Annotated in this window: 10 protein-coding genes; 7 read left to right on the forward strand and 3 right to left on the reverse strand. The window is 73.3% G+C overall.

What is annotated here, in order from left to right:
• Positions 1-164 precede the first annotated feature (164 nt).
• From Asera_RS19315 to Asera_RS19330, 4 genes are all read left to right on the forward strand, one after another.
• The gene (locus Asera_RS19315; RefSeq protein ID WP_035297671.1) at positions 165-3377 is read left to right on the forward strand and encodes an efflux RND transporter permease subunit; all 3213 of its coding nucleotides are present in this window, start codon (positions 165-167) and stop codon (positions 3375-3377) included.
• A gap of 221 nt (positions 3378-3598) precedes the next feature.
• A complete protein-coding gene (locus Asera_RS19320) occupies positions 3599-4510 on the forward strand; it encodes an endonuclease/exonuclease/phosphatase family protein (RefSeq protein ID WP_084132245.1) in 912 nt (303 codons plus the stop codon).
• Between the two features lie 40 nt (positions 4511-4550).
• On the forward strand, positions 4551-5366 hold the full coding sequence (locus Asera_RS19325; RefSeq protein WP_030448031.1) for a hypothetical protein: 816 nt from the start codon (positions 4551-4553) through the stop codon (positions 5364-5366).
• Between the two features lie 85 nt (positions 5367-5451).
• Positions 5452-6195, forward strand: a complete 744-nt coding sequence (locus Asera_RS19330) for a VOC family protein (RefSeq protein WP_030448032.1) — start codon at positions 5452-5454, stop codon at positions 6193-6195.
• Between the two features lie 174 nt (positions 6196-6369).
• Here Asera_RS19330 and Asera_RS19335 read toward each other — a convergent pair whose 3' ends face one another.
• From Asera_RS19335 to Asera_RS19345, 3 genes are all read right to left on the reverse strand, one after another.
• Positions 6370-7284: an alpha/beta fold hydrolase gene (locus Asera_RS19335; RefSeq protein ID WP_051802660.1), complete on the reverse strand. Its 915-nt coding sequence runs from the start codon at positions 7282-7284 to the stop codon at positions 6370-6372.
• Positions 7284-10631 carry a bifunctional lysylphosphatidylglycerol synthetase/lysine--tRNA ligase LysX gene (gene lysX, locus Asera_RS19340; RefSeq protein ID WP_030448034.1) on the reverse strand — a complete coding sequence of 1116 codons (3348 nt, stop codon included), beginning with the start codon at positions 10629-10631 and terminating at the stop codon, positions 7284-7286. The genes Asera_RS19335 and lysX overlap by 1 nt, the downstream gene beginning before the upstream one ends.
• 225 nt (positions 10632-10856) lie before the next feature.
• Positions 10857-11303: a hypothetical protein gene (locus Asera_RS19345; protein ID WP_157035019.1), complete on the reverse strand. Its 447-nt coding sequence runs from the start codon at positions 11301-11303 to the stop codon at positions 10857-10859.
• 278 nt (positions 11304-11581) lie between these two features.
• Here Asera_RS19345 and argS point away from each other — a divergent pair, with 278 nt between their 5' ends.
• From argS to Asera_RS19360, 3 genes are all read left to right on the forward strand, one after another.
• Positions 11582-13240: an arginine--tRNA ligase gene (gene argS, locus Asera_RS19350; protein WP_030448036.1), complete on the forward strand. Its 1659-nt coding sequence runs from the start codon at positions 11582-11584 to the stop codon at positions 13238-13240.
• Between the two features lie 2 nt (positions 13241-13242).
• On the forward strand, positions 13243-14682 hold the full coding sequence (gene lysA, locus Asera_RS19355) for a diaminopimelate decarboxylase (protein ID WP_030448037.1): 1440 nt from the start codon (positions 13243-13245) through the stop codon (positions 14680-14682).
• A gap of 80 nt (positions 14683-14762) precedes the next feature.
• Positions 14763-16070, forward strand: coding sequence for a homoserine dehydrogenase (locus Asera_RS19360; RefSeq protein WP_030448038.1), 1308 nt, complete (start codon positions 14763-14765; stop codon positions 16068-16070).
• Position 16071: the final 1 nt, after the last annotated feature.

The raw sequence follows: 16071 nt of genomic DNA on the forward strand, positions 1-16071 counted from the left end.
TGCCGGCCGGATACTTCGGGTCAGCCAAACTGTTTTTCTGAACCGTACTAGTGATCGCGGCTGTGCGCCGGACTGGCGGGTCCGAGCGGCGCCGCGATCACCCCGGTCAGACCATATGAGGGCATCGCCGCCCGAAGGCCCCGGACAACGAGGGGAAAGCCAGTATGTGGCTGCTGTCCCGGCTCAGTCTTGCCAACCGTAGTCTCGTCGCCCTGATCACCGTCGTGATCATCGGCTTCGGGGCGTTCTCCATTCCATCGCTGCGCCAGCAACTGCTGCCGTCGCTGGAGTTCCCGATCGCCGCGGTCCTGATCACCGATCAGGGCGCCTCGCCCCAGGTGGTCGAGGAGCAGGTCACCACGCCGATCGAGGACGCCATCCAGGCGGTACCGAATCTGGAGAGCGTCACCTCGACCTCGCAGTCCGGGTCGGCCACCGTGCTCGCCCAGTTCGAGTACGGCACCGACCTGGACGACGCGACCAACAAGATCGAGCAGGCGGTCAACCGGATCGACGCGCAGCTGCCGGACAACGCGCAGACCAGCGTGTTCGCCGGTAGCACCGACTCGCTGCCGGTGGTCACGCTGGCCGCGTCCGGATCGCTGTCCCAGCAGCAGCTCGGGCAGCGGCTCACCGACACCGTCGCGCCGAAGCTGCGCAAGATCGACGGGGTCAAGGACGCCGACATCACCGGGGTACGCGACCAGCAGGTCACGATCACCCCGGACGCGGCGAAGCTGGCCAAGGCGGGCGTGCCGCCGACGGCGGTCGTCACCGCCCTGCAGGGCGCCGGTGCGCGGGCGTCGGCCGGTACCCTCACCGAGGGCGACAAGAGCCTGTCGGTGCAGGTCGGCGGCAAGTTCGACTCGGTCCAGCAGATCAAGAACCTGTACCTGTCGCCGGCCGCGGCGGCCGGTGCCGGCCCGCAGGGTGCCGGCCAGCCCGGCAACCCGGGTCAGCAGGGCACCGGCTCGTCCGGTGCGACCGGGCAGCAGGGCGGGCCGCAGAAGGCCGCGAAGCCGGTACGGCTGGGCGACGTGGCGAGCGTCAAGGTCACCGAATCGGCGGCCACCTCGCTGACCCGGACCAATGGCAAGCCGAGCCTCGGCGTGTCGATCACCATGAAGCCGGACGGCAACGCGGTCGCGATCTCGAAGAAGGTCCGCGACGAGCTGTCCGACCTGAAGTCCGACCTCGGCCCCGGCGGCGAGCTGACCATCGTCTCCGACCAGGCGCCGTACGTGCAGAAGTCGATCAAGGACCTGTTCACCGAGGGCATGCTGGGTCTGGTCTTCGCCGTCGTGGTGATCCTGATCTTCCTGCTGTCGGTACGGGCGACGCTGGTCACCGTGGTCAGCATCCCGGTGTCGGTGATGATCGCGCTGCTGGTGATGTGGCTGAAGGGCGACACCCTCAACCTGCTGACGCTGGGCGGGCTGACGATCGCGATCGGCCGGGTGGTGGACGACTCCATCGTCGTGCTGGAGAACGTCAAACGACATCTCGGCTACGGCGAGTCCAAGCGGGACGCGGTGCTGTCCGGGGTGCGCGAGGTGGCCGGCGCGGTCACCTCGTCGACGCTGACCACGGTCGCGGTGTTCCTGCCGATCGGGCTGGTCGGCGGCATGGTCGGCGAGCTGTTCGCACCGTTCGCGATCACCGTGGTGGTGGCGCTGCTGGCCTCGCTGCTGGTGGCGCTGACCATCACCCCGGTGCTCGCGTACTGGTTCCTCAAGGCGCCGAAGCGGGTCTCGCCGGCGGAGGCCGAGCTGGCCCGGCAGAAGGCGCTGGAGAAGGAGCGGCGCAGTCCGCTGCAGCGGGCGTACGTGCCGGTCATCCGGTTCGCCACCCGCCACCGGTTCGTCACGGTGTTGATCGCGGTCGTGGTGTTCGTCGGCACGCTGGCGCTGGCACCCGGGCTCAAGACCAACCTGCTCGACTCGTCCGGCCAGGACACGCTGAGCCTGTCGGAGAAGATGCCGGTCGGTACCAGCCTCTCGGCGACCAGCGACGCGGCGGAGAAGATCGAGGGCGTGCTGCGCCGGCACGGCGACATCAAGTCGTACCAGGCGACCGTCGGCTCGACCGGCTTCGGTACCGGCAGCTCCAACCAGGCGAGCTTCCAGGTCACCGTGACCGAGGGCACCGACACCGACGCGCTGTCCGACTCGCTGCGGCACGACATCGACGAGCTGTCCGGCGTCGGCGAGGTGACCTTCGGCGACGTCACCGGTTTCGGCGCGAGCAACGTGCAGGTGGTGGTGACCGCCCCGGACGACGCGACACTGCGCACGGCGGCGAGCCAGGTCGAGGGCGCGTTCAAGCGCACCGGGCAGCTGCGCGACGTGGAGAGCGACCTGTCGCCGACCAACCCGCAGGTGCAGGTCACCGTCGACCACCGCCGGGCCGCGCAGTACGGGCTGACCGACACCACGATCACCCAGCTCGTGCAGCAGGCCTTCCAGGGCGCGCCGGCCGCGAAGATCGAGCTGGACGGGGCCGACCGCAACGTGATCGTCCGTACCGGGGCGGCGCCGGCCACGATGGACAAGCTCAAGGCGCTGCCAGTACCGACGGCGACCGGCACGGTGCCGCTGTCGGCGGTGGCGACGGTCAAGCGGGTCAACGGTCCGGTCACCATCTCGCACACCGACCGGAATCGCAGCGCGACCGTCTCCGCGACGGCGACCAGCAGCAACACCGGCCAGGTCACCAGCGACCTGACCAAGAAGCTGGACGCGTTGAAGCTGCCCACCGGTGCCGACTGGAGCATGGGCGGCGTGGGGTCGGACCAGTCCGACGCGTTCAGGGCGCTCGGGATCGCGCTGCTCGCCGCGATCGCGATCGTGTTCATCATCATGGTGGCGACGTTCCGGTCGCTGCTGCAGCCGCTGATCCTGCTGGTGTCGGTGCCGTTCGCGGCGACCGGCGCGATCGTGGCGCTGCTGGCCAGCAACACCGCGCTGGGTGTCGCGTCGCTGATCGGTCTGCTGATGCTGATCGGCATCGTGGTCACCAACGCGATCGTGCTGATGGACCTGATCAACCAGTACCGGCGGCAGGGGATGACCGTGGCCGAGGCGGTGGTCGAGGGCGGCCGGCGCCGGCTGCGGCCGATCCTGATGACCGCCGCGGCGACGATCTGCGCGCTGATCCCGATGTCGCTCGGGTTGACCGGCAAGGGCGGGTTCATCTCGCAGCCGCTGGCGATCGTGGTGATCGGCGGCCTGGTGTCCTCGACGCTGCTGACGTTGCTGCTGGTGCCGGCGCTCTACACGATGGTGGAGGGCCGGCGGGAGAAGCGCCGGCTGCGCCGGGAGGCGGCCGAGGCGACGCCGGACGCGCGGTGCGAGCCGGCCGCCGCCGGGGCGCAGTGACGGACGCCCGGCGAGCGGTGGGCCAGGGTGGCCCTCCGCTCGCCCGGGATGACCGCCCGGTAGCGGACGAACGGTATGGCGGTTGCCATATCCGGCATCGCGCCGCGCGCGGTCGCGGTAGCCTGACAGGCCGTGGCGGCGGCCCTACCCGGCACCCATCGGGTGCGGACACCTCGTGTCGCGAGGACACCGGGTCCGCGCCCGCAGCGGAGGTGTGACGGATGACAGGCCCGAGGTCCGATCTGCGGCTGATGGTGTGGAACCTGTGCCGCGGTGGCACCGGTAGCCCGGCCGGCGACGTGCTCGACCAGATGACCGACCTGATCGGCGACGTCGCGCCCGACGTGCTGTGCTGCGTGGAGACGGAGGGCGCCACCGACCGGATCGTCGCCGGGCTGCACGCCGCCGGGCACGCCGACTACCGCGGACACCGGCTCGCCGTCGACGGGACCGACGACAACCTCGCCATCGTCACCCGGCTGCCGGTGCTCGAGCTGTTGCCGGCGCCGGCCGGGCGCACCGTGGACAGCTACAACTTCGGCGGGCTCCGGCTGCGGTTGCCCGGCGGCGGCGAGGTCGCGGTGTTCGACACGTGGCTGCGGTTCGACGTGGCGATCGCCGACGCGCTGGAGGCCACCGTCGCCGAACTGGTCGACGGCGCCGAACGCACCCGCAACGACGAGCAGCTGGCCCTGCTGGAACTGCCGCAGCTCGCCAACATCGAGGAGATCCTCACCGAGCACCTGCCCACTGCACTGGCCGACTCCGACGTGCCGGTGCTGCTCGCCGGCGGCTTCAACACCGAGTCGCACCTCGACCTCGCCGCCGGCGACCCTGCGTACCGCCGGCACGTACGACCGCAGTGGCAGGTCACCGCTCGGCTGGCGAAGGCCGGCTTCGCCGACGCGTACCGGCTCGCGCACCCGGACGCGGCGGCCGAGCCCGGCGGTACCTTCGACCGGGCGGACGGCGGGCAGCGGCTGCCGCACCGGATCGACTACGTGTTCGTCGACGAGCGGCGGGTCCGGGTGCGGGCGGCGAGGACCGTCTGGCAGCGGCTCGACCGGCACGGCCCGGGCAGCTTCTACTCCGACCACGCCGCGCTCGTGGTCGACGCGAGCATCGTCGCGTAGCCGGCACCGCGCGTTCGCGCCCGCCCCGTAGCCTGAGCCGGTGATCATCAGCCTGCCGGCGGCCCTCGGCGCCGCGGTGTTGTTCGGCGTCGCGTCCGCGCTGCAGGCCTACGCGGCACGCACCGAACCGCCCGGCTCCGGTCTGCGCGGCCTGCTCCGAGTGGTCCTGCGGCTGCCGTACCTGCTCGGGCTGGGCTGCGACCTGGCCGGGTTCGCCGCCGAGATCGTCGCGCTGCGCGGGCTGCCGCTGTTCGCGGTGCAGGCGGCCGTCGCCGGCTCGCTCGCGGTGACCGCGGTCGTGGCCGTGCCGCTGCTGTCGGCCCGGCTGTCGTCCAACGAGTGGATCGCCGTCGCCGGGGTGTGCGTGGGCCTCGCCTCGATCGGGGTCTCGGCCGGCGCCGAGGGGACGCCGACGGTCGGCGGCGCGTTCCGGTGGGGGCTGGTCGTGGCGACCGGGCTGCTGATCGTCGCGGCGCTGGCGGCGAGCCGGTTGCCGAGCCGGGCCCGGTGCACCGCGCTCGGCCTGGCCGGCGGTCTCGGCTTCGGCATCGTCGCCATCGCGGCCCGCATCCTGCCCGACCTCGCGCCGGCGCACCTGGTCCGCGACCCGGCCGCGTACCTGGTGATCGTCGCCGGGGTGACCGCGTTCGCGTCGTTCACCACCGCGCTGCAGACCGGCGCGGTCGCTGCGGCAACCGCCGCGCTGGTGCTCGGCGAATCGGTCGTGCCGTCCGCGGTCGGGGTGCTGCTGCTCGGCGACACCACCCGGGCCGGGTACTGGCCGGTCGCGGCCGGCGGGTTCGCGCTCGCCGTCGTCTCGGCGGTACTGCTGGCCCGCTTCGGCGAGCCGGCCTGACCGTGACCGACCCGGGGTCGCGTTGGCGGCTGCGAACCGGGCATCGGGCGCTGGCCGGTCGGCGGCGCGGTCGTAGGCTGGTCGGATGTTGCGCTGGCTGACCGCATTCGTGGATGTACCGGCCCCCTTTGCCGACCGCGACGTCGCGTTCTGGCAGGCGGTCACCGGTTCGACGCTCTCGGCCCGCCGGGGCGACCGGGCCCAGTTCGTCACGCTGCTACCGCCCACCGGCGACGCGTACCTGCGTGCGCAGACGGTGTTCGCCGGCGATGGCGGCAGCCACCTGGACCTGCACGCGGACGAGCCCGAGGCGCTGGCGGCACACGCCCGGTCGCTCGGCGCGACGGTGCGGTACCAGGAGCCCGGGCTCGTCGTGCTCGAGTCGCCGGCCGGGCTGGCGTTCTGCGTCGTCGCGGCGCGCGGCGAGGCGGTACGCCCCGCGCCGGTCACCCGCGACGACGGCAGCCGCAGCGTGGTCGACCAGCTTTGCCTGGACCTGCCGGCCGGCGGCTACGAGCGGGAGTGCGACTTCTGGTCGGCACTGACCGGCTGGCAGCTGCGGCCCGGATCCCGGCCCGAGTTCCACTACCTGGTCCGGCCGGCCGGGATGCCGCTGCGGTTGCTGCTGCAGCGGTTGGGCGATGCCCGGCCGGCCGCCGCGCATCTCGACCTGGCGTGCGACGACCTCGAGGCGGAGGCGGCCTGGCACGCCGCCCGGGGCGCCCGGCGCAGCCACCGCACCGCCGACTGGATCACCCTGCGCGACCCGGCTGGTCTGCCGTACTGCGTGACCCGGCGCAACCCCGACACCGGCACCACGCCGGGCTGACCGACCGACGACCGGTACCCGGGGCAGTGCCGCGGACGGGTCGTACGGCCCCGAGGTCCGGTGACCGGGCGGTTCAGGGTGTGGCGGAGCTCGGATGGCCCTGGGGTCCGGTGACCGGGCGGTTCAGGGGGTGTGGCCGGGCTCGGATGGCGCTGCGGTCCGGTGACCGGCGGTTCAGGGGTGTGCCGGGGCGAGGGAGCGGACGGCGGTGGCGACGGCGTCCGGGCGGTCGAGCATGGCAAGGTGCGCCGCGTCCGGCAGTGCCTGGTGTCCGGCGGACAGTTCGGCGGCGAGCGCGGCGGTGGCCGCCGACCACGCGGCGGCCCGGTCGGTGCCCAGACCGTACGTCGCGGCGAGCACCCGCACCGGTACCGGCGGGAACGGCGCGGCGCGCATCGCCCGCAGCGCCACCGCCTGACCCCGGTACGCGGCGAGCTCGGCGACGATGCTCGCCAGCGTCTCGCCCGACGAGTGCACGGCATCGAGCGCGTCGGGCACCGGGTCGGGCCGGGGCGGCCAGCCCGGCCGGTCCGGGCCGGTGAGCCGGCGCGCGGTGCCGAGCCGGTACGCCAGCCGCACCGCGGGCGGGCCGATCAACCGGGCGACCGGGACCGCCGCGAGCAGCGCGGACAGCGGCGCGTCGGCCTGCCGGGCCAGCGTCTCGAGCCCGCGCAGCGGCTGCTCGCTCGCTACCGCGTCGGGTTCGTAGCTGGGGTCGACGAGCACCAGGCCGGCGAGGCGGTCCGGTGCGGTCCGCGCGTACGCCTCCGCGTGCAGCGCGGCGGCCGAGTGCGCCACCACGGTGACCGGCGCGGCGGGGGAGAAGCGGTCCGCGGCGGCGGCGATCCGGGCCGCCTCCACGTCCAGTGTGGACGGTCGGGCCGAGCGCGGGGAGAGGCCGAGGCCGGGGCGGTCGAGCCGGACCAGGCGGTACCCGCGCAGCAGCGGCACCACGGCGTCCCAGTCGAACCAGCTCTGCCCGAGGCCGCAGCAGAACAGCACCACCGGCCCGGTACCGCCGTCGACCACGTGCACCAGCTCGCCGTCGAGGGTGCGAAGCTCCGACCGCGAATGCCACCCACCCGGCATCAGGACCGCCCGCCGGGGCGCACCATCGGGAACGCCAGGGTGTCCCGGATGGACAGTCCGGTCAGCAGCATCACCAGCCGGTCCACGCCGAGGCCGAGGCCGCCGGTGGGCGGCATGCCGTACTCCAGGGCGGTGAGGAAGTCCTCGTCGAGTTCCATCGCCTCCGGGTCGCCGCCGGAAGCCCGCAGCGACTGCTCGGTCAGCCGGCGCCGCTGCTCGACCGGGTCGGTCAGCTCGGTGTAGCCGGTGCCGATCTCGGCACCGAACGCGACCAGGTCGAAGCGTTCGGCGAGCCGGTCGTCGCGCCGGTGCTGCCGGGTCAGCGGCGACACGTCCGCCGGGAAGTCGAGGTAGAACGTCGGCTCGACGGTGGTGCGCTCGACCAGCCGGTCGTACAGGTCGAGCAGCAGCTCACCGTGGCTCTCGCCGTCCTCGTACGGCACGTGCAGTCGGTCGGCGTGGGCGGCCAGCTCGGCGACCGGCGTGTCCACCGTGACCGGCGCACCGACCGCCGCCGACACCGCCTCGTGCACCGTGCACCGCCGCCACCGGCCGCCGATGTCCACTTCGGACACCGATCCGTCCGCGGCGGTACGCCGCAGCACCGGGGCGCCGAACGCCGCGGTCGCCGCGGACTGGATCAGCGTCTGCGCGAGCTCGGCGACGTCGTGGTAGTCGGTGTACGGCTGGTAGGCCTCCAGCATGGTGAACTCGGGGTTGTGGGTGGCGTCCACGCCCTCGTTGCGGAAGTCGCGCCCCAGCTCGAACACCGCGCCCATGCCGCCGACGCACAGCCGCTTGAGGAACAGCTCGGGCGCGATCCGCAGGTACAGGTCGAGGTCGTAGGCGTTGGAGCGGGTGCGGAACGGCCGGGCGTTCGCGCCGCCGTGCACCCGCTGCAGGATCGGCGTCTCCACCTCGAGGAACCCGCGCCCGGTCAGCGTGGCGCGCAGCGAGCCGATCGCCGCCGCGCGCACCGCGAGCAGCCGCCGCGCGGCCGGCCGCAGGGCGAGGTCCAGGTGCCGCGCCCGGACCCGCGCCTCCGGGTCGGTGAGGCCACGATGCTTGTTGGGCAACGGATGCAGGCACTTGGCGGTGATGGTGAACGAGCGCACCAGTACCGACGGCTCGCCCCGCCGGCTGGTGACCAGCTCACCGTCGAGGGCGAGCTGGTCGCCCAGATCGACCTCGGTGGACCAGCGGCGCATCGCGGCGGCGCCGGTGTCCGTGGCGGTGAGCATCGCCTGCAGGTCGCCGGTGGCGTCGCGCAGCAGGACGAACCGGACCCCGCCGTGGTCGCGGTCGAGCAGCACCCGGCCGGCCACCCGTACCGTCTCGCCGGTGCGGTGGTCGGCGGGCAGGCCGGCGGCGCGCCGTGCCAGCTCGCCGCAGGCGTCGGTGACCGGCGCGACCACCGGGTACGGGTCGGTGCCGGCCGCGCGCATCTTCTCCATCGTGGCCAGCCGTACAGCGACCTGCTCCGGCACCGGCGGCCGGGTCGGGGCGATCGGCTCGTCCGGCTCGTCCGGCGGGCCGACCGTGGGACCGGTGGCCGGCGGCTGCGGTGGGGGCGCGCTGATCGCCCGGTCCCGGCCCCGGTTGAGCAGCGCCGACAGCCGGGGCACGGTGACGAACCCCTCGGCCATCGCCGAGGCGAGACCGACTCTTGCCACGTCCCGGGTGTCGCCGAAGCACAGGTAGCGCGGCAGCCAGACCGGCCGGTACTTGACGTTCGACCGGTAGAGCGACTCGATCTGCCACCACCGGGAGAAGAACAGCAGCAGCTTGCGCCACAGCCGCAGGATCGGCCCGGCGCCGATCCGGGCACCCTCCTCGAAGGCGGCGCGAAACACCGCGAAGTTCAGCGAGATCCGCGACACCGACAGCCCCGCGGCCGCGGCGACCACCGCGGCGACCATGAACTCCATCAGCCCGTTGTCGGCGTCCGGGTCGCGGCGCATCAGATCCAGCGACAGCCCGTGCCGGCCCCACGGTACGAAGGAGAGCAGGGCGGCCGGGGTGCCGTCCGGTGCCATCGCCTCGACCAGCACGCAGCGGGCGTCGGCCGGGTCGCCGAGCCGGCCGAGCGCCATCGAGAAGCCCCGCTCGGACTCGGTGTCGCGCCACGCCTCGGCCCGCGCGACGATCTGGGCCATCTCCTCGGCCGGCACGTCGGCGTGCCGCCGGATCCGGGTGGTGTAGCCGGCCCGCTGCACCCGGCGGACCGCCTGCCGCACGCCGCGCATCTCCCGGCCGTCCAGGGTGAAGTCGGCGACGTGCAGCACCGCCTCGTCGCCCAGCTGCAACGCCCGCAGCCCGGCCCGCGCGTACGCCGTCGCCCCCTGCTCGCTCGCCCCCATCACCGCCGGCGTCCAGGCGTACCGGCGGGCGAAGGCGTGCCACGCCGCGATCGCCGGCGCCCACGCCTCCGGGTCGCCGATCGGGTCGCCGGAGGCGAGGATGACCCCGCCGACCACCCGGTAGGTGATCGCCGCCTTGCCCGACTCGGAGAAGATCGCCGACTTGTCCCGCCGGGTGGCGAAGTAGCCCAGCGAGTCGCGCTCGCCGTACCGGTCGAGCAGGGCCCGGATGCGCGCCTCGTCGTCCGGCGGAAGTACCGCGGCGGTGCGTTGCGAGGCGAGCAGCACCAGCAGCGCGGCGAACAGCGTCGCCGCCACGCACAGCCCGGTGACCATCGCGATCCAGTGCGGCGCGCCGGCCGGTCCGTGCAGCGGGTCGCTGGAGTCCAGCAGCCGGTGTCCCACCCAGGAGGCGCGCTTGCGGCGCCCGGCGAGCGTGCCCGGGTCGAGGGTGACGAGCAGGTAGCCGATGCCGGCGGTGGCGACCAGCCCCAGCACCAGGGTGGCGGTCGCCTTGCGGAAGCTGCCGCGCTGCACCCGCGCGTAGAACTCGTGCCGGGCCCGCACCAGTACGATCACCTCGATCGCCACGAACACGGTGCCCACCGCGGCGAACACGATGTCCGCGCTGTACACGTCGGGCAGGTCGTGGCCGGCGGCCAGGGTGGTGAGCACGTACCCGTCGGCGATCAGGTCGATGACCAGGGCGAGCCCGAGCAGCACCCCGAGCAGGACGCCGGCGACGCGTTTCCGCCTGGCCACCGCGCCGGCAAGGATGATCAGGAACGCCACCCAGGCGAGGTTGACCGACGCCGGCAGACCGAGCGTCTCGATCAACGCGGTCGGCCAGTACAGGTAGTCGCGCAGCGGCGGGACCGCGGCCCGGATCAGCCCGTACAGCGCGAGCAGGCCCAGGTAGGTGGCGAACACGGTGGGTACCCGTGGTCGCAGCCGGTCCCACCTGGTGCCGGTCGCCTCGTTCGTCACCTTTGCTCCAGCCCTACGCGCAGCGGATCGGGCCGGTACGGCCCGGCGGCGGCGTCCGCCGTGCCTGCGGTCAGGGATGGACGGTGGCGCCGTCGGCGTCCCCGCATCGTCGGGGCGCGATCGTCTCTCAGCGTAATCGGGTGCAGGCAAACGCGCGGTAAGTGTGGAAGTACGCCACGCCAGCGAGTTTGGGCGATCGGGCTTCGCGCACGAGGTTCTGCCGGGTCAACCGTCCGTGTCGGCGTCCCCGGCGTCGGCGTCGCGCTGCGCCGCCTTGCGGGCCTGCCGGGCGGCCCGGCGGCGGGCCCAGCGGCTGGTCTTCCCGGTGGCCTCCACCGCGTCGGCCCCGTCCGCCTCGGCCCCGTCCGCCTCGTCCTGGTCCGCCTTGGCCTCGACTGCCTCGTCCTGACCCGCCTCGGCCGCCTCGGACGCGGCCCCGTCCTCGCGCTCGGCCGCGTTCTCGTCCTCGGCCGTGTCCGTCTCGGGCTCGGCCGGGTCCCCGTCCTTGGTGTCGGCCCGGTCCTCGTCCTGGGTGTCGGGTTCGGCCCCGGCGTCGGGCTGCGCGTCCGGCTCGGTGCCGTCGTCCGGCCGCTTCTTCTTTTTCAGCCGCAGCGTGAACGGCTCGCCGGTCGAAATGACCTGGCCGCTCTTGCCGCTCGGATTGATCATCATCGACATTGCCCGCGCTCGCCTTCCGGATTCGCCCCGGAGCGTCGCACCGACGCATCGCGGGGCCGCCGCGTCGCGGCCGTCGCCTGGACGACACTCGAAGGTCCCAGCCAATGGCCGCACCTCTGCGCACAAAAGCTACCCGACATGGTTGATACCACGCGGTCCGGTGCGCGGCCAGGACGGTCGCCCGCATCGTGGTCGAATGTCGTGTACCACGTGGTGGTCGGTGCGGCGGGCCAGGGCCGGGTGCTGCCGTCGCCGCTGGATAGCATGGTCGGGTGACTCCCGCCGAGCTTGCCGAGACAGTTCTTGCCGCCGCGCGCGGCGCGTTCGCTGCGCACGGGTTGGACGCCGCCGTCCTGCCCACGACGACCAGCGTGGAGCGACCCCGCAATCGCGACCACGGTGACTACGCGTCCAACCTGGCGCTGCAGGTCGCGAAGAAGGTCGGGGCGAACCCGCGGGAGCTGGCCGGCTGGATCGCCGAGCAGCTCGGTGCGGCAACCGGTGTCGCGTCGGTCGACATCGCCGGCCCCGGCTTCCTGAACATCCGGCTGTCCGCGGCCGCCGCCGGCGAGCTGGCCCGGGTGGTGGTCGACGCCGGCGAGCGGTACGGGCACTCCGACACGCTGACCGGTCAGCGGCTCAACCTGGAGTTCGTGTCGGCCAACCCGACCGGACCGGTGCACATCGGTGCGGTGCGGTGGGCCGCGGTGGGCGACGCGCTGGCCCGGCTGCTGCGGGCCACCGGTGCGCAGGTCGGCACCGAGTACTACTTCAACGACGCCGGTTCGCAGATCAACCGGTTCGCCCGCTCGCTGTACGCGGCGGCCACCGGCGCCGAGATCCCGCCGGACGGCTACCACGGCGAGTACATCGCGGAGATCGCCGCCGACGTGGTGACCCGCAACCCGGGCGTGCTGGACAAGCCGGCCGACGACGCGCTGGAGATCTTCCGGGTCGACGGCGTGACGCTGATGTTCGACGAGATCAAGACGTCGCTGGTCGAGTTCGGCGTGCACTTCGACCGGTACTTCAACGAGAAGGACCTGCACGACGCGGGCGAGCTGACCGCGGCGGTGCAGCGGCTGCGCGAGCAGGGCGCGATCTACGAGCGCGACGGCGCGACCTGGCTGCGTACCAGCGAGCACGGCGACGACAAGGACCGGCCGCTGATCAAGTCCGACGGCGAGTGGACCTACTTCGCCGCCGACTGCGCGTACTACCTGGACAAGCGGCAGCGCGGCTTCGACAAGGTCGTGATCATGCTGGGCGCCGACCATCACGGCTACATCGGCCGGATGCGGGCGATGGCGGCCTGCTTCGGCGACGACCCGGACCAGACGCTGGAGATCCTGATCGGCCAGATGGTGAACCTGGTCTCGGACGGAGCGCCGGTCCGGATGAGCAAGCGCGCCGGTACCGTCGTGCTGCTGTCCGACCTGGTCTCCGCGGTCGGCGTGGATGCGGCCCGGTTCTCGCTCGCCTGGTACTCCGTCGACTCGCAGATCGATCTCGACCTGGACGCCTGGGCCAAGCGCAGCCAGGACAACCCGGTCTTCTACGTGCAGTACGCGCACGCCCGGATCGCCTCGCTCGGCCGCAACGCCGCCGAGCTGGGCATCGGCCGCGGCGCCGACTTCGACGCCGCGTTGCTGTCCACCCCGCGGGAGGGCGACCTGCTCAAGGCGCTCGGCGAGTTCCCGGCGGTGGTGGCCGGCGCGGCCGAGCTGCGCGAGCCGCACCGGGTGGCCCGCTACCTGCACGCGCTCGCCGGGACGTACCACCGGTTCTACGACGCCTGTCGGATCCTGCCGCAGGGTGACGAGAAGCCGACCGACCTGACCGTGGCCCGGCTGTGGCTGGTCGAGGCCACCCGGATCGTGCTGGCCAACGGCCTGCACCTGCTCGGCGTCTCGGCGCCGGAGCGGATGTAGTCGTGCGCGCCCACGAGGCCGGTGCCCTGCATGCCGACATCGGTCAGCACGGCCCGGAATGGCTTCGCGAGCCGGCCGACGTCAACGACCTGCTGCCGCAGTTGTGGCCGCGCACAGTGACCCGCGGTTCCGACGGCGTGCTGCGCATCGCCGGCATTCCGGTCACCGAGCTCGCCGCCGAGTTCGGTACCCCGGTGTTCCTGCTGGACGAGGCCGACCTGCGCGCGCGGGCGGCGGCGTACCGGGACGCGTTCGCGGCCGCGTTCGACGGCCTGGCCGGCGCCGACGTGTACTACGCCGGCAAGTCGTTCCTGTCCAAGGCGGTCGCGCGCTGGATCGCCGAGGAGGGCTTGCGGCTGGACGTGTGCACCGGCGGGGAGCTCGCCGTCGCGCTGGCCGCCGGGATCGACCCGGCCCTGATCGGATTCCACGGCAACAACAAGTCACTGTCCGAACTGGACCGTGCGATCTCGGCCGGGGTCGGCCGGATCGTGCTCGACTCGTTCGACGAGATCGACCGGCTCGCCGGGCTCGCCGCCGAACGCGGGGTCCGGGCGCCGGTGATGATCCGGGTGACGGTCGGGGTCGAGGCGCACACCCACGAGTACATCGCGACGGCGCACGAGGACCAGAAGTTCGGCTTCTCGCTCAACCGCGGCAACACCGGTGCGCCGGGCGGCGCCGCGGCGGAGGCGGTGCGCCGGGTGCTCGCCGCACCGTCGCTGCGCCTGCTGGGGCTGCACTCGCACATCGGGTCGCAGATCTACGACGCGGCCGGGTTCGAGGTGTCCACCCGCCGGGTGCTGGAGCTGGCCGCGCAGATCCGCGCCGAGCACGGCATCGAGCTGCCCGAGCTGGATCTCGGCGGCGGCTTCGGCATCGCGTACACCACGCAGGACGAGGTGTTCGAGCCGATCGAGATCGCCACCGCGCTGGCGAAGATCGTCGAGCACGAGTGCGCCGCGTACGGGTTGGCCGTGCCGCGCGTGTCGGTCGAGCCGGGCCGGTCGATCAGCGGCCCGGCCGCCTGCACGCTGTACGAGGTGGGCACGGTCAAGCAGGTCGAGCTGGACGGCGGCGCCACCCGCAAGTACGTCTCGGTCGACGGCGGGATGAGCGACAACATCCGCACCGCGCTGTACGACGCGTCGTACTCGTGCACGCTCGCCTCCCGCGCGTCGGCCGCGCCGCCGGCGCTGGCCCGGGTGGTCGGCAAGCACTGCGAGTCCGGCGACATCGTGGTGCGCGACGAGTTCCTGCCGGCGGACGTGAGCCCCGGCGACCTGATCGTGGTGCCCGGCACCGGGGCGTACGGGCGGGCGATGGCGAGCAACTACAACCACGTGCCGCGGCCGGGCGTGGTCGCCGTCGCCGACGGTACGGCCCGGGTGATCGTGCGCGCCGAGACCGAGGACGACCTGCTGCGGCTGGATGTGGGATGACGACGAACCCGGGCAACACGGCGGAGCCGGTCAAACCCATCGACATTCGCGCGGACCCCGACGCCGGCGCATCGGAACCGGTGCGGATCGCGCTGCTGGGCTGCGGCACGGTGGGCGCCGAGGTGGTCCGGCTGCTGGACGAGCAGGCCGACGATCTCGCCGCCCGGATCGGCGCACCGCTGGAGCTGGCCGGCATCGCCGTGCGCCGGCCGGACCGCGACCGCGGCCCGCTGCCGGTGCCGCGGGAGCTGTTCACCGCCGACGCGGCCGGGTTGATCAAGCGCGACGACGTGGACATCGTGGTCGAGGTCGTCGGTGGGCTGGAACCCGCCCGCGGCTGGCTGGTGCAGGCGCTGCAGTCCGGCAAGAGCGTGGTCACCGCGAACAAGGCGCTGCTGGCCGAGGACACCGCGACGCTCGCCGCCGCGGCCGCCGACGGCAACGCCGACCTGTACTACGAGGCCGCGGTGGCCGGGGCGATCCCGCTGCTGCGACCGCTGCGCGAGTCGCTGCACGGTGACCGGATCACCCGGATCACCGGGATCGTCAACGGCACCACCAACTACATCCTGTCCAAGATGGACAGTACCGGCGCCGGGTTCGCCGAGGCGCTGGACGAGGCGACCGAGCTCGGCTACGCCGAGGCCGACCCGACCGCCGACGTGGAGGGGTTCGACGCCGCGGCGAAGGCGGCGATCCTCGCCTCGCTCGGCTTCCACACCCGGGTCACCGCCGCCGACGTGTACCGGGTGGGCATCACCGAGGTGACCGCGGCCGACGTGGCCAGCGCCCAGGAGATGGGCTGCGTGGTCAAGCTGCTGTGCATCGCCGAGCTGCGCCGGGACGCCGACGGCTCGGAGTCGGTCTCGGCCCGGGTGCACCCGGCGATGATCCCGCGCAGCCACCCGCTCGCCAGCGTCGGCGACGCGTACAACGCGGTGTTCGTCGAGGCGCAGGCGGCCGGCCGGCTGATGTTCTACGGCGCGGGTGCCGGGGGCGCACCGACCGCCTCGGCGGTGCTCGGCGACGTGGTCGCGGTGGCCCGCAACCGGCGGTTGGGCCGGTCCGCGGTCGCCGACTCGGCGTACGCGAACCTGCGGGTGCGGCCGATGGGCGAGGTGGCCACCCGCTACCACATCTCGCTGGACGTGGCCGACCGGGCCGGCGTGCTGGCCCAGGTGGCGGCGCTGTTCGCCGAGCACGGGGTGAGCATCCAGACCGTGCGGCAGGAGGGCCGCGGCGGCGCGGCCGGTACCGGCGGCGACGCGCTGCTGGTGATCGTCACGCACCGGGCGCCGGACGCAGCGTTGCGCTCCACTGTGGACGCCCTGGCGGAGCTGGACATCGTGCGGCAGGTCGCCAGCGTGATGCGGGTAGAGGGAGAGTAGA

It is taken from the genome of Actinocatenispora sera (assembly GCF_018324685.1).
GTDB classification, from domain to species: domain Bacteria; phylum Actinomycetota; class Actinomycetes; order Mycobacteriales; family Micromonosporaceae; genus Actinocatenispora; species Actinocatenispora sera.